The 17,960-nt window shown below is 68.4% G+C and carries 11 protein-coding genes and 1 pseudogene; 4 read left to right on the forward strand and 8 right to left on the reverse strand.

Going from position 1 to position 17,960, the window contains the following annotated elements; all coding sequences use genetic code 11:
• Window positions 1-177: 177 nt before the first annotated feature.
• The 3 genes from ACIBTS_RS23885 to ACIBTS_RS23895 all read left to right on the forward strand — a co-directional run bounded on the left by ACIBTS_RS23885 (window position 178) and on the right by ACIBTS_RS23895 (window position 4,040).
• Window positions 178-849 carry a LuxR C-terminal-related transcriptional regulator gene (locus tag ACIBTS_RS23885; protein ID WP_399321955.1) on the forward strand — a complete coding sequence of 224 codons (672 nt, stop codon included), beginning with the start codon at window positions 178-180 and terminating at the stop codon, window positions 847-849.
• 189 nt (window positions 850-1,038) lie between these two features.
• Complete coding sequence (locus tag ACIBTS_RS23890; RefSeq protein ID WP_399321957.1) at window positions 1,039-1,713, forward strand: DUF4255 domain-containing protein; 675 nt, start codon at window positions 1,039-1,041, stop codon at window positions 1,711-1,713.
• Window positions 1,710-4,040, forward strand: coding sequence for an AAA family ATPase (locus ACIBTS_RS23895; protein WP_399321959.1), 2,331 nt, complete (start codon window positions 1,710-1,712; stop codon window positions 4,038-4,040). Before ACIBTS_RS23890 ends, ACIBTS_RS23895 begins: the two co-directional genes overlap by 4 nt.
• Window positions 4,041-4,223: 183 nt before the next feature.
• On the opposite strand, the gene ACIBTS_RS23900 is transcribed toward ACIBTS_RS23895, so the two are convergent.
• From ACIBTS_RS23900 to ACIBTS_RS23930, 7 genes and pseudogenes are all read right to left on the reverse strand, one after another.
• Complete coding sequence (locus ACIBTS_RS23900) at window positions 4,224-5,633, reverse strand: hydrolase (protein ID WP_399321961.1); 1,410 nt, start codon at window positions 5,631-5,633, stop codon at window positions 4,224-4,226.
• A 279-nt stretch (window positions 5,634-5,912) separates the two neighbouring features.
• Window positions 5,913-6,077: a hypothetical protein gene (locus ACIBTS_RS23905; protein WP_399321962.1), complete on the reverse strand. Its 165-nt coding sequence runs from the start codon at window positions 6,075-6,077 to the stop codon at window positions 5,913-5,915.
• A gap of 112 nt (window positions 6,078-6,189) precedes the next feature.
• Window positions 6,190-6,610: pseudogene (locus ACIBTS_RS23910) on the reverse strand (EamA family transporter); the annotation flags it as partial.
• A gap of 136 nt (window positions 6,611-6,746) precedes the next feature.
• Entirely contained in the window at window positions 6,747-7,757 is a 1,011-nt protein-coding gene (locus tag ACIBTS_RS23915) for a hypothetical protein (protein ID WP_399321963.1), read from the reverse strand.
• Window positions 7,758-7,860: 103 nt separating this feature from the next.
• Window positions 7,861-8,481 carry a hypothetical protein gene (locus ACIBTS_RS23920; protein ID WP_399321965.1) on the reverse strand — a complete coding sequence of 207 codons (621 nt, stop codon included), beginning with the start codon at window positions 8,479-8,481 and terminating at the stop codon, window positions 7,861-7,863.
• The gene (locus tag ACIBTS_RS23925; protein WP_399321967.1) at window positions 8,478-8,666 is read right to left on the reverse strand and encodes a DUF397 domain-containing protein; all 189 of its coding nucleotides are present in this window, start codon (window positions 8,664-8,666) and stop codon (window positions 8,478-8,480) included. The genes ACIBTS_RS23920 and ACIBTS_RS23925 overlap by 4 nt, the downstream gene beginning before the upstream one ends.
• An 8-nt stretch (window positions 8,667-8,674) precedes the next feature.
• Window positions 8,675-9,526 carry a helix-turn-helix domain-containing protein gene (locus tag ACIBTS_RS23930; RefSeq protein ID WP_399321968.1) on the reverse strand — a complete coding sequence of 284 codons (852 nt, stop codon included), beginning with the start codon at window positions 9,524-9,526 and terminating at the stop codon, window positions 8,675-8,677.
• 200 nt (window positions 9,527-9,726) lie between these two features.
• On the opposite strand from ACIBTS_RS23930, the gene ACIBTS_RS23935 reads away from it, so the two are divergent.
• On the forward strand, window positions 9,727-10,128 hold the full coding sequence (locus ACIBTS_RS23935) for an ATP-binding protein (protein ID WP_399321970.1): 402 nt from the start codon (window positions 9,727-9,729) through the stop codon (window positions 10,126-10,128).
• A 1,411-nt stretch (window positions 10,129-11,539) separates the two neighbouring features.
• Here ACIBTS_RS23935 and ACIBTS_RS23940 read toward each other — a convergent pair.
• The gene (locus tag ACIBTS_RS23940) at window positions 11,540-17,800 is read right to left on the reverse strand and encodes an RHS repeat domain-containing protein (protein WP_399321971.1); all 6,261 of its coding nucleotides are present in this window, start codon (window positions 17,798-17,800) and stop codon (window positions 11,540-11,542) included.
• Between the last annotated feature and the right edge of the window lie 160 nt (window positions 17,801-17,960).

Below are 17,960 nucleotides of genomic sequence, written 5' to 3' on the forward strand. Positions count from 1 at the left end.
GAACCGCGTCCGACCTGCGCAGATGCTGTCGAACCGTGGTCGTGGACGGCTTGCTCTCGTGGTCCGCCTCGTGGTGCTCCACGATTGCGCGCGCCGCAGGAGGCGCAGAAGTCTGGGCCCGACCCACCCGTCACCGGTCCCCGCCGGACGACGGGCCCGTGAACTTGGGGGATACGGTTGCTCAGCTCACCCCGGACACCAGAGACCGGCGCCGCCAGCGCTGCCCGGCGGCGGGTTCCCGTGGCCGTCCAGGCGCCGGATCCCCTCTCCCGCGAGGGCGCCGTCAGCCAGTTACGCGTCCGCCCCGAGGTCGAGGTCCACGAAGAGCTCCCGGCCGTCGCCGGCACGGTGGTGCTGTTGATCGAGGACACCCTCGACGAGGCGGCGCTGGCCCGGCTGCGGCGGATCGTGCGCAGCGAAGGGGCGCGGGCGGTGCTCGTCGTGGGCACGATCCGCGAGACCGAACTGCTGGACGTCATCGAGTGCGGGGTCGGGGCCATCGTCTGGCGCCGCGAGGCCACCGCGCACCGGCTGGTGCAGGCGGTGCTGGCCGCCCACCGGGGCGACGGCGACCTGCCCGCCGACCTGCTGGGCAGACTCATCAGCCAGGTGGGCACGATGCACCGCGGTGCGGCGGGCCGGCCCGGCGCCCCCTCCCTGGGACTCGCGCCACGGGAGGTGGACGTCCTGCGGCTGGTCGCCGAGGGCCTGGACACCGGAGAGATCGCCAGCAAGCTGTCCTACTCCGAACGAACCGTCAAGAACGTCATGCACGGACTCACGACGCGGCTGCATCTGCGCAACCGGGCGCACGCAGTGGCATATGCCCTGCGGGAAGGCTACATCTGACCGAACGGGCAATCGAAGGCGGACACGCGGGCAGCGTGCCGTGCCCGCCCACCGACCCCGCAGCACCTGCGGAAACAGGCCCGGAAAGGGCACGATCGGCTAGGGAGTGTCTGCGGCATGATCCGCCGGACAGGCCCTAAGGGCTGCCGCTGACAGCTCGCCGCTGTACGGCAATTGAGGAGCACGACGGTGATCCACGAGGTGGACGAAGTCCTCAAAGGCCTGCTCGAGGGCGGCGCGCTAGCGGGCTCCGGCATCGACGTCTCCTTCGACGCCCCGACCCGCGACTGGGCCGCCCGGCGCAACGCCCCCGTGATCAACACCTACTTGTACGACATCCGTGAGGACGTGTCCCGGCGGCAGCGCGGCCAGATGGCGGTGCGCGACGAACGGGACATCGTCGTGAAACGCCGTCAGCCGCCGCGCTGGTTCCGGCTGTCGTATCTGATCACCGCGTGGACGCGGACCCCGAAGGACGAACACCGGCTGCTGTCAGCCGTGTTGGCCACCCTGCTCCCGCGCGAGCTGCTCACCGCCGACGAACTTCCCGGTTCGCTCGGTGCGTTGGGGCTGGCGGTGCCGGTGACGGTGGCCAGCGTCCAGAGCGAATCCCGTTCCCTCGCCGAGATCTGGTCGGCGCTGGGCGGCGAGCTCAAGCCGTCCCTGGACCTGGTGGTGACGGCGCCCTTCCCCGCGTACCCCGAGTACGACGCCGGTCCGCCGGTCACCGAGGGCGCGGCGGTCCGCCTGCGCGGCATGGACGGCGACCCTCCGGAGTCCGGCGAACGCGCCCACCGCCCGCACCAGGTGGCAGCGGCCCGCGCCGCCCGCGAGGCCGCGACCCGGAACCCGGGCCGGCGGTGAGCGAGCCGGCCGCGAACGGGGCGTACGCCGGGGAACAGCAGGACGTGGTCGCCGCCCCGGTCCCGGAGGGTGAGGACGGGGGGCTGCTGCTCTCCCGCCTCTTCGCGCTGCGGGAGCGGGTCGCCGCTGTGGTCGACCGGCGGGCCGCCGGCGATCCCACCGCCGCCGATCCGCTCCGTGGGCTGTACCTCTCCGAGGAGGCCGTGCGTCGGCTGCTCGCCGGCGGGACGGCCGTCCCCGGCGACGACCTCACCGCCGCCATCCCGCCCGGCGCCGCCCCGGCCCCCGCCGACCCTCTCACCGCCCTCGCCGTCCGGCTCCGCCTCACCGAGCTCGACGCCGCGATCCTCCTCATCGCGCTCGCGCCCGATCTGGACCGTGCCTTCGAGCCGCTCTACGGCTACCTCAACGACGACGTGAGCAGACGGCGCGCCACGGTCGGCCTCGCCCTCGAACTGTGCGGGGCGCCCGCGCACCGGGCCACCGCCCGCGCCCGCTTCCACTCCTCGGCGCCCCTGCGCGGGTACGGCCTGCTGGACGTCGAGGAACCCGAACGGCCCTTCCTGTCCCGCTCGTTGCGCGTCCCGGACCGGGTGCTCGCCCACCTCCTCGGCGACGACACCCCGGACGCCGCCCTGCACGGCAGCCTGCAACCGCTTCCCCCTCCGCTGCCCCTGTCCGCCGACGACGAGGACTTCGTCCACCGGCTGACGCACCGACTGCGGGAGGGCGGCCCGCTCACCGCCTACCTGCGCGAACACCGCGAGGGCGACGGCCTCGCCGCGATCACCTCGGCCCTGCACGCCGCAGACGTCGACGCCCTCCGTTTCACCGGGTCCGCCGACCGTCTCCCCGGCCTTCTGCGCGAGGCGCGCCTCGGCGGCCGGGCGGTCGTCCTGTCGGGCCTGCCGGACCACCCGGCCGCGCTGATCGGCGCGTTGACCGACGCCACGGACGTCACCGTCCTCCTCACGGACCCGCGCCCCTACGACCCGCACTGGTCCACCCACGACCCCCTCGTCCTGGAGGCCCCCCGCCGCCGAGCAGGCGGAACCGCCACCTGGGCAACAGCCCTGGCCGCAACAACCCTGGCCGCCACCGCCCCCGCCACCACGACAGCCCCCGCTTCCACGACCGGCGCCACTTCCACGACCGGCGCCACTTCCACGACCGGCGCCACTTCCGCGACCGCGGGCACTTCCGCGACCGGCGTCACGACCGCGCCCGGCACCGCCACAGGGCCGACCGGTCCCGCCGGCGCATCCGGCCACGCCACCGGCTCCGGCCCGGCCGGCACCGCCCCCGACCGCGCCACCGCCCCCAGCCGCGACACCACCACCCCCGACGCCTCCGCCGCCCCCACCCCCGGCTTCGATCTCGCCGCCACCGTCGCCCCCTACCGGCTCGGTGGGGAGCGGGTCGCGCGGGCGGCTCGGGCCGCTTGTGCGTTGGCCGCCTTCGAGGGCGGGCCGGTCACCGCCGAGCATGTGCGGCTGGCCGCGCGGCAGCAGTCGGCGTCGGGTCTGGAGCGGCATGCGCGGCGGATCCGGCCCGACGTCGGCTGGGAGGATCTGGTGCTGCCCGAACGGCCGTTGACCCAGCTGCGGGAACTCGCCCTGCGCGCCCGGCACCGCGACCGTGTCCTCGGCGACTGGCGACTCAGCGCCGGCGGCGGGCGCGGGCGAGGGGTGCTCGGGCTGTTCGCCGGCGAGTCCGGCACCGGGAAGACCCTCTCCGCCGAGGTCGTCGCCGCCGAACTCGGGCTCGATCTCTACGTCGTCCAGCTGTCCTCCGTCGTCGACAAGTACGTCGGCGAGACGGAGAAGAACCTGGAGCGCATCTTCACCGAGGCCGACCGCACCGACGCCGTGCTGCTCTTCGACGAGGCAGACGCCGTCTTCGGGAAGCGGTCGGAGGTGAAGGACGCGCACGACAAGTACGCCAACATGGAGAGCGCCTACCTGCTCCAGCGACTGGAGTCGTTCGACGGCATCGCGCTGCTCACCACCAACCTGCGCGCCAACATCGACGAGGCGTTCACCCGGCGGCTCGACCTGGTGGTCGACTTCCCGTTCCCCGACGCCGGTCAGCGCCTCGCGCTGTGGCGGCACGGGCTGGTCCACGTCCCCTGCGCCGACGACATCGACCCCGAGCCACTGGCCAAGGACTTCGAACTGGCCGGCGGCTCGATCCGCAGCGCGGTCGTCACCGCCGCCTACCTCGCCGCCGCCCGGGACGAGCCCGTCGGCGACGGCGACCTCCTGGAAGGCGCCCGCCGCGAGTACCGCAAGGCGGGCCGCCTGGTCCCGGGCGAAGCCACCTGGTAACTCCCGTATAACTGGTAACTGCCGTATACGGGACAGGAGTCGGCCCGGGTCGCCGCGGCCGGCTCCAGAGAAGTCCACAGAGTCACCTGGCGACGCTACGACGCGGGGTGAGGGCCCGTCAGGAAGCCGCAGGGCACGACCGCTGCCCGAAAGGGACGGCAGGCCGTGCCCCCACACACGGTTTCAGACCGTGAAGCGGACCGCCTCCAGCTGGAGCTTCTGCTCCATGGGGCTGCCGCCGTAGATCCAGTCTCCGGCCTTGGTGCAGCCGTTCCCCAGCCAGCCCTTGTCCTTGATGTGCGGGTTCTGGCAGACGGAGCCCTCGAACGTCTTGATCGTGTAGCCCTCCATCACCGCGACCGCCGGCTTGCTGGAGCCCATGTACATGTTGACGCCGTCGCCAGCCTTCGACCACTTGTCGCCGGTCAGCCAGCCACCGACCACATGGGCGGCGTTGCCCGTGACACCGCCGGTCCTCGCCGTGGCGATGTTGAGGGCCTTGATGGCCAGGTTCTTGCCGGTCGTACCGGCGATCGCGCCGTCGCAGACCGGGGCCTGCCAGCCCTGGTCCGCCACATAGGCGCGGTAGCAGATGTGCCGTCCGTCGCTGCGCGCCGCGAGCTTGTTCACGGCGTCGGCCGCCGTCTCCTGCTTGGGCTTCGCGGGGGCCTTCGACTCGCTGTTGCCGCCCCCGCCCCCACCCCCGCCGTCGGCCGGGGCCTGGCTGCTGGCGGGCGCCTCGACCACGGCGGGGGCGGTCGGGGTGGGTACCAGGGCCGGGGCGCTGGGCGCCGCCGAGGGGCTGGGCGCCAGGGTGCTGACCCCGGCCGCGAGCTTCTCCCTGGCGCTGGTGCCGACCTGCGGCTTGTACGCCAGCCAGATCATCACGAACGCGATCGCCAGCGCCACGCTGAGACTGAGGGCCGTCGCCAGCCAACGCGGCAGGAAACCACGCTGCACGAACGTCCCGTCCACCGACAACGGCACCGCACCCGACCGCTGCACACTCAACGCATACGGCCGCTGCTCCTTCGACCCGAACCAGATGACCTGACGCGGACGAAGCGTCGTGTCCACGAACGCCGCCCGCCCCGGCTCGATCTGCACACTCCCCGGACTGAACTCATACCCCAGGTGATCACCCGTGTCGGCGCCCGCGACGGACGCCGTCACCCGCGTATTGCCGAGATTGTCGATCGCCAGCCGCGGCCGCCCCCGAAACCGCCCCTTCACCGTCGGCGGAACAAGCTCCGCCCGCACCTCCGTGAACGGCGTGACCGTCAGATTCCCCTCCGGAACAGTCACCGCCTCCGGATGCTCCGTCGGCGTAATACGCACCGCATACGGATTCGGCCCCGCCGTCGCATCCGAAGTACGCGGCGGCGCGAACGTCAGCTCCACCGTGCCCGTCGTCCCCGGAAAGAGACGCAGCGTCTGCGGCTCCACCGTCGTCCACGGCGCCACCGCGCCCACGGGCTCGAAACGGTACTCGTCGACGACGTCACCGGTGTTGCGCACGCGCAGCCGCACGGTTGCCCGGCTACCGGGATCGACGGTGACGGAGGAGGGTTCGAGAGAAGTCCACAGGCTCACACACCGACGCTACGGCGAGGGCGGGGGCGGGGTCAGAGGCCGGGGGGCAGGGTGCGTGCCCGCAGGGACCGTCCCGACTGCCCTCGTGGTGTCCGAGGTGCGGCCAAGGACGACGGGTCGCGGCGGGACATTTGGAAGCAGGTCCGGGTCGCCGCTACTCCCGCGGCGAAAGGACTCCGACAAAACCAAGAGTCCGCCTTCGGGCTCTCCCCATAGAAGTGTTCGGTTGAACCGAATCCGCTTCCGTGCGACCCACGCTTCGTCCACCTCACCACACGGTCAGGTGAAGATGGCCACTCCGAGCGCAATCAGGGCACTGATCATCATGACCACCCGAAGAGTCGCCATGACCTTGATGTCGCGCTTCTCTCCCCTTTCCACGAATATCGCAGCCACCAGAAGCCCGACGACCACACCCACAAAGAAGGCAGAATATCCACCCATGAATTCACATCCAAGATCGACATGCCGAGGGGCAGGTTACTGGCACCCACCCCTCAATCAACAAAGACCCACCACTTCGGAGGCGACGATGAATTTCGATGCCTACATGCGCCACGCCGAGCACCGACAGCCCGGCCGCCGCCAGGAACGCGCCCGGCAGCCGCACGCCCCGGACCAACCGGCGTGAACACCATGGTCAGACTGATGATCAGCCCGGCGTTGGTCGCGGAGGTGTGCACAACCCCGTACGACTCCAGCACGAAGATCCCGGCCAGGATCACCCCCAACCCCCCGGCCCCACGCACCTGCGTGCCGCTCAACGCCCGCAGCCGCCGCCACCCCGCCACGACCAGCACCGGCAACACCACGCCGAACCGCAGCACCAGCACGGCCAGCACGGTCCCGGAGGTCGTGACCCCCTTCGCCGCGAGATAACTGGACCCCCACACGACAGCGACCAACAGAACGGGAACATCGGCGAGCCGGGACGGGACGGCGGTCGCAGCGGGGGAGTGTGCCACGGGGCTCCTCACGAACGGACGACGTGACTGGCCCAGCGGCTCTGCTGGTCAGAGGGCCGGCCCAGAGTAGTCACCGCGAGAAATCCAGCCAACGGGTTTCCACGATGAGGACAGTGGACGGCGGGGCCACGCCCTAGAACGGATGGAGCTACGGGCGGCCGTTCACACGGTCGAAGATCTCGCGCAGCCACGGTTCACGAACGGCGGGCAGCCGCGCGAGCGTGTGCAGGAACAGATACGCGTCCGGCCGGAACCGGTAGTGAGGACGCAGCGGCAGCGGATCGTCGCGGAAGACGCCGTCGGGCATCCCGCCCGTGACCGGGATCGGCAACGGTGCGGGCGGGAAGGCCAGATGCATCCACACGTCGACGTCCAAGGGCACGACGGCCGAGTCGCCGGACGGCTGCCAGGCCTCCCCCGTCTGCGGATGGCGCGGCACGAGAGCGATGTCGGGGGAGGAGCCGTGGGCAGGCAGGCCGGGTCCGGCCAAGTCCAGTGTCTTCGCCGACGGCCCCGGCGGGAGCAGTGCGTCGAGTGCGCGGCCGAACGTGTCCGCGAGGAGGCCGCCGGGGACGGTCACGGCGCAACCGGCCGAAGCCGCCACCACATGGGCCAGCGCCGCGCCGACTGCCGCCTCCCACTTCGGGCTCCACCACCCGAGCTGCTCGACCGGCGGTGTGCTGGGCCGCTCCTCCACCAGGGCCGCCCAGCCGACCGCCCGGTCAGCGGGGCCGGCGACGGGGAGGCGTCGTACGGCGTCCGGGGCGAGCCACACGGCCTGCCAGACCGAGCAGTCGTCGACGCGAGTGGCGACCGCTTCCCCGCAGTGCACACACGCCAGGTTCGGGCCGTCCCTCCCGTCCACCCCTCGGCAGTAGCCGTCGCAGCGCTCGGGGATCAGTCGCATGCCGCGGGTGTCGCCCGGCGTGACGACGATCTGTCCCGGCGCGCCGAAGGAGAGGTGGTGATGGGCGGGCGCGAACACACCGCGGGCTTCCGCCTCGGCGGCACTGATCTCGCTGCACGGCCGCCAAGGCGGTCCCGAAGGCTCCGGGTCGACGGCGTATGTCCCCGGCTCCATGAGCGGGGGGAGCAGTTCTTCCCAGAGCGAGTGATGGGCATGGACAGGAAGCGCGATCTGCGACACGGGGGCGGTCAACAAGGCGTCGCATTGAGCACACACGAATACGGCCAAGCGTCCTCCCCCGTCCCACCCCAGCCCACGGGAATTGTCCCGGCGCAGGTAGCAACGGCCAACTCCTTTATCGATAGCGGTGCACGGCCGAGTCTGCGTGAACACGCATGTCACGGAGGACGACGCAGCCCGGTCCGTCGGGCTCGTCGCACAGGGGCCCGTGCAGGTCCAGTGAGCTCAGGTCGGGGGTGATGACGGAGTGGGGTCCGACATAGGTCTCGTCCAGTTCGAACGCCACACGTGTTCCCGTACCGGACGGCGGCGTGAACTGTTCGGGATCGCCGACCGGTCGGCCACCGGCCAGTTGCTGACGGAAGCCGACTCCCTCCCTGCGGACCTCGACCACCGTGCGGGAACTCACCGCCCCCGCTGCCAAGCTGAGCCATCGGTCGGGACCGAGCAGTGAGCCGTAGTAGCCGAGGCGTGGCCGCCCCCGCGGGTCCAGGGCGTCCGCCTGGTCATCGGCAACCCAGAAGGCGAGATCACCGCAGATCGCCGCCTCGGCCCGCAGGGTATGCGCCGGTCCGACCCGCGTCGCCGGATGCAGCGCGTGCCTCAGCACCGCGCACAGTACCCGGGTAGCCAGTTCCGGGCTGCTCCGTCCCACCTCGAAGTACATGCCGGGATTTTGGCGCACGTGCTCGTCGAACTCGATGATGCGGATGTCGGCCGCGTCGTATTCCTTCACAGGGAGCCGACGCGTATGGCGTGGAGGAGGTGAGTGAGGGGGGTGTGGGTGGTGGTGAGGACGGTGGTGGGGTCGTCGGATTCGCGGAGGTGGAGGGTGGTGGGGGTGGAGGCGAGTTCGACGCAGGAGTCGCCGTCGCCGGGCCCCGAGTGAGACGACTTCCGCCAGTTGTCGGGGGTGCCCATGGGATGCCTCACAGCTCCTTCGCCAGTTTGTGGATGAAGTCGCGGGACCGCTCGGCCTCAAGCGACACGCCCTCTACTTTACGGAAGAGCGTTCGAAATGCGTTGAGTTGGGCTTCGGAGTCGATGAAGGCCGCACCTTGGGGGCCATCGCGTACCACGGTGTCCAGCTTCGGCACCGGACCCTCGGTATACGTCATGGCATTTGCGGCGCCGGTGAATCCCTCAAGCTCGAACGGGATGACGTGCACGGTGATGTGGGCTGCTTCGGAGAGTTCGAGTAGATGCCCGAGCTGGGCTCGTGACGCAGAGCGGTCGCTGACCATGATGCGAAGCGCCGCCTCGTGGATGATCGCCTCGTAGGAGGTCGGATCGGGGCCTTCGAGTATCACTTTGCGTGCCAGGCGGTGATGGACGCGCAACTCCAGTTCCTCTGCGGGAAGTTCAGGAATCCGATCGGCGAAGACCGTGCGAGCGTAGTCCGCTGTCTGGAGCGGGCCGGGGACGAACAGGAACTGGACCTCCCGTACGGAGACAGCGTGGTGCTCCAGTTCCGAGAGGTCCAGGAACGGCGTGGGCAGCAGTCCCCGGTATTCCTCCCACCAGCCGCGCGTTCGATCCGTCGCCCATGCGACCAAGGCGTCGACGAGCGCCTCGTCAACGCACACGTACTGGGCTGCCATGCGACGTAGTCGCTTCTCGCTCACGCCTGTGAGACCGGCTTCGATCTGGCTGATTTGCGAGCCATTGACTCCGAGCAGTGCTGCCGCTTCCCGGGATGTCAGCCCTGCCGCCTCCCGGAGCCGGCGCAATTCGGTCGCCAAGCGCATCTGACGTGCCGTCGGGTCCTGCCGCAATGCCATTGCGTGCCCCTCTCAATGCGCCTGTGGGCGCGACTCGTTCGGGGTCAGATTACGCGCTCCGCTTGTGAAACCTAAAAAGTTAAGTCTACCGTCAGTGACGCAACGTTCACGCCGCGGAAGCGCACCGCCCCGTCCTGCGATGACGGCTGCGGCACTGCCACCGCGCCCTCGACGACCCAACGCCCACCCGGAGTTGACGTATGTCCGAACCCTGGGAGTACTCCCTCTACATCCCCCAAGACCCCGGCGCCGTCACCGTCTGTCGCCGCACCCTCCGCCTGATCCTCACCCTGCACGGACTCGGCCACCTTGCCGACACGGCGGAGCTGCTCGCCTCGGAGTTGATGTCCAACGCCGTCCTGCACACCAAGGGGCCGGGATGCCTGCGCATCCGTTTCCGGGACGGCGTCCTGCAGATCGGGGCCTGGGACGCCGACCCCGAACCACCGGAACCGCCAAGTGGGTTGGAGGAACTCGGCGACGCCGAGAGCGGCCGGGGCATGGCCCTGGTGCGGGACTGTTCCGACGACTGGCACTGGCAGCCGCTGTCCCGCATGGGGCATCGAGGCAAGTTGGTGTGGTGCGAACTGAACGCGGCGTAAAGGGTCAGGCTCTCCCCCCACCCCGCAGCTGGTCCCCTCTGCCAGCGCCCCGCGCGAAACGTCACGCAATGTCCGCTGCTCCTCGTAGGAGAGGTCGCGCAGTACGGGCGATGGGCGTCCAGATCGAGGCTGTTTCGCGCGCCCCGCGGACGGGGCGACTCCTCGATCGGCCGGCGGAAGCCCGCGCAGCGCGGATCGTCGGAGGTGGCGAGGCGCAGGCGGAGAGCGGTTTGAGCCAGGGCGGGGGGCCGTTCCGTATGTGACGTCCTGCGCTGTCATGCCGACCAGGGCGGCTGTGTGGTCGACGGCCTCCCGCTCCACCACGCCGTACCGGACCAGGCCTTGGGCGTCAGAGGGCAGGGAGCGAAACGCGGTGAGCAGGGGCGGTAGCGGGCCGGAAGCTGAGTTGCTGGCAGGAGCCGGTCGTTGAGGAGGGGGTGGGCATTTGGGTTGAGCGCTGCTTGAATGCTCCAGTGATCGAACTAGTGGGTCTTCTTATAGCGGCCGGGGTGACGGCCTGGTTGTTGCGCCGGAAGGTGAAGCAGCGCGCAGACAGCGTCGCTCAGGGAAATGCGATCAATGTTCCCTGCCTGCTCAGGCATCCCTCACTTGAAGGCCGGTGGCTGCGAGGGCGGATGTTGATCGGCCCCACCACGATGGCCTGGAAGCCCCGCACCAGGGCCGGTGCAGCAATATCACTTCCGGCAGGGTTGCGGCAAGTAGGCCTGCGTTCACCTTCGTTGCGCGAAGCTATGAAGATCAACGGTAGGTCCAGGGTAATTGAGTGCACCTCTTCCGAAGGTGCTGTTCTCATTGCCGTGATGCCGGATGAGTTGGATCTGATACTTACTGTTCTGAGGAGTAACGGAGCGAAGTAATTAAACAGCGTCCTTTTTTCGCGCCTGCGTGGGGTCGACGGTGAAGTATCCGGGGTGGGCGACGTCGATGTAGTGGATCGCGCCTATTTCTCCATCCACAGGCCGATCGTCACGCGGTGAATCTAGGCTCAGAACCAGCGCACCAGTCCTTTGAATATCCTGAAAGCCTTGGCCCCCAGTGAGGCCGACGCGAGCCACTCTCGGTCCCTGTAAACACTCGCCCGCGTGACTCCGGCCTCGCCCCGACTGTTTTCGGCAGGGGTCAAATAACCGCAAACAATTCTCCATCCTACCCGGACCACGGAGATCCCCAGTAGTTGGGCAGCCTCATGTTGGGATACCCACTTCCCATCCGGGCATGAGATCGGAGGATTGCTCCACCCTTTCATCACGCGCGGGTATGAACGTTCAGGCATGGCATCCTCAACTGTTTCGATCTTGTCAGATCTCGGATTTATCTTGTCCGAGACGTCCTCCTATATCGGAGACCGCGCTCCCCGTTGCCCAGAGGAGCGCGGAAACCGCGGAAAATATCAGAACATCCAGTCCTTCAAAGTTCTTCCGATTTGACTTGTTGCTGCGCGTGGTAGGGCGGCGCGTGCAGTGCCTTGAAGTGGGAGTCCGGCTTTGGATCCAAAAGCAAAGCAACCCCCCGGACCTCTTCCGCACAAGGCTCCGGAGAGTATTCCTACGCCCTCCGCCTTGGCTGTACTTGCGAGGTAGTTCGACATTCCATCGCGTCGCTCTGCATTCGACGAAACGGCATAATGTGCCGTTAGTCCGCCAGCAAATAGAGCAGCTGCTCCGACGGTGAGGAGGGCGGCACCGCAGTACACGGAAACGATACAAAAGCCCGTGCCTGTCGCAGCAATGAATCCCACTCCCTTGTCAATCAACCAGTGCTTGTCTGAAGCTTTGTCCTTTGTCTTCTGCCAGGCATCGCCGAAGTGGCCCTTCATAATGCTGCCAAAGATCCCGTCCTTCTTACGGCGTTCGGCTTGGGCTGCTTTGGCTCGTTCGATGGCCTGGGCTTTGGCCTTTGCGGCGGCCTCGGCTTTGGCTCGTGCTGCTGCTGCCTGGGGGTTGTAGTGGCCTGCGGCGGCTACATCGGCTTTGTACTGCTTGGCGTACTTCCTGGCGTATGCCTTGGTGTTGTTGGGGGTGCTGCCCGAGCCCGGGCGGTCCCTCATTGCCTTCCTGGCCCCGCTTTTGTCGCCTGGGGTGTAGTTGAGGCAGTAGGGGCAGTTGCGGGTCGGGCAGTCGGGCCCTGCGCACTCGCCGGTGGGGTCGGAGTTGGTGACGGGGTCGTTGTGGGCGTAGCTGTAGGCGTTCATCTGGCCCGGGTTGTCCACATTGATGACGGGGTCGACGGAGAGGAAGCGGCCGAGTTCAGGATCGTATTCGCGGGCGCCGAGGTGGACCAGGCCCGTGGGGTCGGTCGTGCCTCCGACGTAGCCGCGGGTGCCGGGGATGGTTTCGGTCTGGGCGGAGCGCAGTTGGCCGAAGGGGAGTTGCTTGCGGCGGGTGACGGTGAGGGTGGTCATGGCGACGGCGGCCATGGCGGTGCCCTGCTGGTCGGGAAGGAGGAAGGAGAAGCCGCTGCTGGTGCGGACGGCGACGGTTTCCCCTCCGTGGGTGTAGTAGCGGATTCCCTCCTTGGTTCCGTCAGCCTTGATCTTCAACTCGTTGTTGCCGGGCAGGGTGAGGGTCTGGGTGCCGTCGGCGTCCTTGGCGATCAGGCGGTTGCCGTCGGCGTCGTACTGGTAGCTGGTGGCCTTGCCGGCCTCGGTGAGGGTGGCGAGGTGTCCTTCGTCGTCCCAGGTGAGGTCCTGGGTGGTGGCGCCGGTGGTGCGCTTGGTGGTGTTACCCGCGGCGTCGTAGTCGAAGCTGCTCTTCTGTCCGTCGTCGGAACCGCCGCGGACGGTGGCGGTCCGCACGGCGTGCGGCAGGTCGGTCTTGGGGTCATTGTGGGTGTAGGTGGTGGTGGCGTCCGCGCCGGCCAGTGCTCCGGTGCCGTGGTCGGTCCGTCCGATGCGGTTGCCGACCGGGTCGTATGTGAAGGACTGCCAGTAGGCGTCGGGGCCGCCCACGGTGGTGGCGGAAGGCTGGGCGGTGCAGTCGGCCTTCGCGGTCCATGCCTCAGTCAGACGGTCCAGGGCGTCGTTGGTGAAGCACTGGATGTCGACCGTCTTGCTGGAGTCCTGGCCGCTGGCAGTGGTGAGGCCGGTGACGTTGCCCGCGTCGTCGTAGGCGTAGGTCACGTCGTCGATGCGCTGTGGGGCGAGATCACGGTCGGTGGTCTGTCGCGCCAGGCGGCCTGTGAACTCGTCGTAGGCCTGACTTTTGTAGACCTTCTTCCCCAGAGTGCCGTATTCGGTGCGCACGGGGCGGGAGAAGACGTCGTGGCTGGTGGCGTTGACGAGGGTGACGGGGCCGGCGGTGGTCTTCTGCGGGAGGTTGCCCTCGCCGTAGACGGTGGTCTGGCGCTCGCTGGGCAGGTTGCCGACGGCCGGGTGTTTGATCCATTCCTGCTGGCCGGTGTAGGCGTTGTAGCCGTAGGTCCAGGTGTATGTGCCGGCCAGGGCGCCCGCTTCGGCAGGGATGGTCATCGTGCTGGAGGTGGGCTGGTAGGCGTCGTTGTAGGAGTCGACGGCGGAGACGTACTGCTTGCCGTCGATGTAGCGGATGCTGCTGGAAAGCTGGCCCTTGGCGACGGTGTCGTAGGTCCACTTCGCCAGCAGTGTGCTGCCCTTCTTCAGCGCGATCTGGCGGCCGAGGGCGTCGTAGTCGGTGGTCAGGGTGATGCCGCGGGCGTCTGTGACCGTGACGGGGCGACCGAGCTTGTCGTAGCCGGTGTGGCTCTTGCCCTTGTCGGGGTCGTCGACGTCGGTCTCCTGACCACGGGCGTCGAAGGTGTACGACCAGATGTTGCCCGCCGGGTCGGTGACGGTCAGCGGCTCGTCCCACTTGCCGTAGGTGTAGTGAGTCTTCTGCGAGGAGGTACGGGCCACGTCGCTGTATTCGAGGCGGTCGGTCGTGCGGCCCCGGGCATCGGTGATCACCGTGGTGGCTGTGCCGCCCTTGGGTGGGATGACCGTGGTGCGGTCACCGTCGTGGACGGTCTTGGTGCGGTACTGCTCGTCGCCGTACTTGCGTGCGATCGCGTCGGTGACGCGGCCCGCGCCGTCGTAGACGTTCTCCATCATCGCCGGCACCTCGTTGTCGGCTGCTGATTTCAGGCTCTTGGCGGGCGCGCCGTCGGCGTAGTAGGCGGCGTAGGTCTTCCACGCCCAGCCGCGGGTGTCGTACAGGGTCTCGGTCACGATCCGGTTCGAGGTGCCGATGGCCGGGGCCTGGGTCTCGCGTGCGCGCAGCAGGCCGTCATAGAGCTGGTGACTGGTGGCGTACGAGCCGTCGTATTGCAGTGACTTCGTCGACACGGCGTTGGCTACGGTCTTGGAGATGGTGTAGCTGTACTCGGCCGAGGGCTGGGCCGGGTGGTCGGTCTTGGCCCAGCCGGGTTTCCACACCTGCAGCGTGCGGCCCAGACCGTCGTAGGTCGCGTCGGTGCGCCTGCCGTTGGCGTCGATCACCGCCGTGGGCACGCCTCGGGCCGGGTCGTACTCGGTCTTCGTGGTCTGGTCCAGTGCTGTGGTCACGGTCATCGAGGTGGGGGCCCCGATCGTGAGAGGCGTGTACGCGGTGGTGGTCGTGTTGTCTTCCGCGTCCGTCTCGGTCAGCTCACGGCCGTGGATGTCGTAGGTGTGGGTGGCGGTGGTCAGGTAGCCAGTGCCCTTGTCATCCTGCTCCTCCAGGCGGGTCACGTCGCCCTTGGACGGGGCCGTGTCCAGGCTGACGGCCTTGTCGTAGTAGTGCCGCTCGATCGAGATCAGGTCGGCGGGCAACTGCGGCGTTGTGCCGCAGGCCACCGCGACCGTCCGGACCTCCTTGGCCAGCGTGAGGATGTTCTTGCCCTCGTTGCGGGCGTACGCAGTAGTGGTGCACTCCTCGTCACCGGTCTTGGCCGTGTCGCCTAGTTCGGACTCGGTCTTGACCAGTCCGTAGTCGTCGAAGGTGCGCACGATGCGGGTGGTGTCCCAGGTGTCGCCGACGGCGGTGCGGGCTTCCTCTGCCTGGGTTCCCGTGGCGTATGCCTTGAGGGCGGACAGGCCGGTGCGGGTCATCGTGGAGGTGGCTGCGGAGTGCCAGGGGGTGTAGCTGGTGGTTTTCTGCAGCTTTCCGCCGTCCCCGTCGTACGCGGCTTCCTCGCGGGTCATTCCGGCGAACGCGGTGTGGTCGGTGATCTCGACGCCCGAGTGGTCGGCGACGCCAGCGCCGTCGATCCCGCGGAAGTAGCGATATTCGCTCAGCGTCTGCTTATCCGTGGCCGGAGCACCGATGCGGACCTGGACGCGGCCGTATCCCTTGCGGTCGCCGTAGGTGAGGTACTTGGCCTTGGTGAATTCGTCTTCGTCCTTGCCCCAGGCCATGCCGCCCAGGTAGGCGTAGTCGGTCTCCTTCGCCGGTGCTCCGCCGGTGTTGTCGGCCTCGAGAACCTGGGTGGCCACATAGGTGTGGAACCAGTCCAGGTACGGCTCGTAGTCGGCGGCCGGTGCGTCCGGCGGCGACCACATCACCGGATAGCAGCGGCGGTTGTTGGAGGAGGGCGTGGGAACGTCGCCGGCCTTGCAGTCCGGTGCCGAGTAGGTGACGCCGATGGTGGAGCCGGTTTCGGTGTCGATGCCGTAGACGCGGTAGCGCACCAGCGGCGGCACAGGGTCCGGCTTGCCGCCCGTGGTAGCGCCGTCCACGCGGTTGGCGAGCTGCTGACCCTTGAAGGTGACCGCGGGCAGAGACGCGTCACCGGTACCGGTGTGCCCGGTGCGGGTGATGGAGGCCAGCCACAGTGCCGGATCCGTGCCGTCGCCGGTGGACGGAAACTGGTGCGCCAGCGTCCACGTGTCGACGCTCTTGTAGGCGCCTCCGGTCAGCACGGAAGTGTCGATCTTGATAAGGCGTTTGCGGGTCCAGAACGAGGGCGAGTAGCGGTCCTTGCACTCCTCGCCCGACTTGCAGGATCGATCGAACGGTACGTCGGGCCAGTTCTTGGCGTGGTCCTTGTCGAAAGCGTCGCAGCCGCCCAGGCAGCGCTCGGCAACGGCGAAGTCGACTCTGGCCGCGGCCTTCTGGCTGTAGACGGAGTCGGACCGCAGCCCGTATTCGATGTGATCCAGGTAGCCGCCTCGGTCGTAGGCGGTGGCGGTGGAGGCGCTGGTGTCCGGATTGACGTTGCGGCCGTAGTAGTTGGTCTCCTTGTTCCAGTAGTAGGCCATGGCGTCGGAGTGCGGGTCCACGACGTAGTCGAGGTTCCACCGCCATGCCTGCCGGCACCAGGAGTCCTTGAACGCGCTGGCATGGCACGGCTCGTCGGTCTGGTTACCGAACACTGGGACGGACCAGGTGGAGTTCGTCTCGGCCTTGCCGTCGGCCCAGCCCGGCAGACGGTTGTAGCCGAAGTAGTACTGGGTGCCGTCCGGGGTGGTCACGCGCCAGTACTCGCCGTTGTCGTCGCCGTTGCCGCGGTCGCTGCTGGCAAGCTTGACGATCTTGGTGCCGTCGTCGCTCTCCAGGTGCCACTCACCGTTGGTGTCGTCCTTGACGAGAACGTTGGACTGACCGTTGAGGTTGAGGACCGCGTTGTCCTTCTTCCAGCACAGGTCCCCGCTCTTGTCTGTACCGTTGCTGTCCTTGGTGTCGTCGGAGCAGGACACATAGCGGCGCTCGATGGAGCCGGGCTCCATGGACCAGCCGTCGCCGATCCAGTTGGCCTGGTTGTTCGTCGCCGCAGTACGGCCGTCCACGGACTGGGAGCTGTAGGACAGGCTCAGGTCAGGCACGACACCGCCGGGCACGTCCGGGGTGTCGATGCCGTAGTTCCAGGAGAAGCCGCCGCTGGAGCCGCCTGCCGTCCAGGACGCTGACGGGGCGAGTGGGGTGGCCTTGAAGTCACCGGATGCGCCCGAGGCGGCGGCGGTGGCGGCCAGGAGGACCGTGCCGTCACTCGCTGCCAGGCCGCTGGCTGAGGGCGTCGCGGCAGGTGCTTTCGTCACCGGCACAGTGGACGGCGTGTCCTCAGCCGCGGCGTCGATGGGGACGGCGGCCGACAGCGTCGCGGCCTTGACGTCGTTGTCGCTCTGCAGAACAGCCGATGTGCGGCAGCCTTCGGCCTTGGGTGTGGTCAGCGCGCACGGCGGCAGACGGTGCAGCGTCAGCCGCGAGGCCCAGTCGCCGCCGTAGGCGTTCTGAAAGCCGGAGTAGTCGAGGGTGACATCAAGCGTGCCTTTGCCGCTCTGCAGCGGGCGTACCGCCAGCAGCACGCCCGTCACGCCTGCGGCCTTGGCCGCCGTCTGGTCCAACACCTGTACTTGGACCCTGCGTTGCACCGGGGCAGTTGCACGGGTCTTCTCGTCGGCCTTGCTCTGGGGGGAGCTGACGCTCAGTGGAAGAGTGCCCGCCTCGGTCTTCGTGCTGCCCTCTGCCGGGACAGTGACCGTGGCGGTGGCCGGCTTGGGCCAGGACGGCTTCGGCACCGCCTTCCAGCGGTGGGCAGCCGTCTCATCCGGACGGGAGATCCGGTGCTGCTCTGCCGATGCGACAGGTACCGGGTGCGGGTTCGTCAGCTTGGCCAGCGACAGCTCTGCCGCTTCGGCCACCGGGCCGCCCAGCAGGCCGACCGTCAGATAGGCGACCAAAGACACGGCGATCCGGCGGACCCATTTCGCATGTCTCGTCACCGTACGGCCGGGACGTCTCGTCCCTTTCACTCGTAAACCGGACACAATTCCCCCCGCCGGAAGCCCGCCTGCATGAAGATCGAACGGAAGGTATCAATGTCCGAGGTCGATAAAAAAGATCTGCTCGATGATTGGCTGATTATCAATGGCATACGCGTCG

This window comes from Streptomyces sp. NPDC050121 (assembly GCF_044460385.1).
Taxonomy (GTDB): Bacteria; Actinomycetota; Actinomycetes; order Streptomycetales; family Streptomycetaceae; genus Streptomyces; species Streptomyces soliscabiei.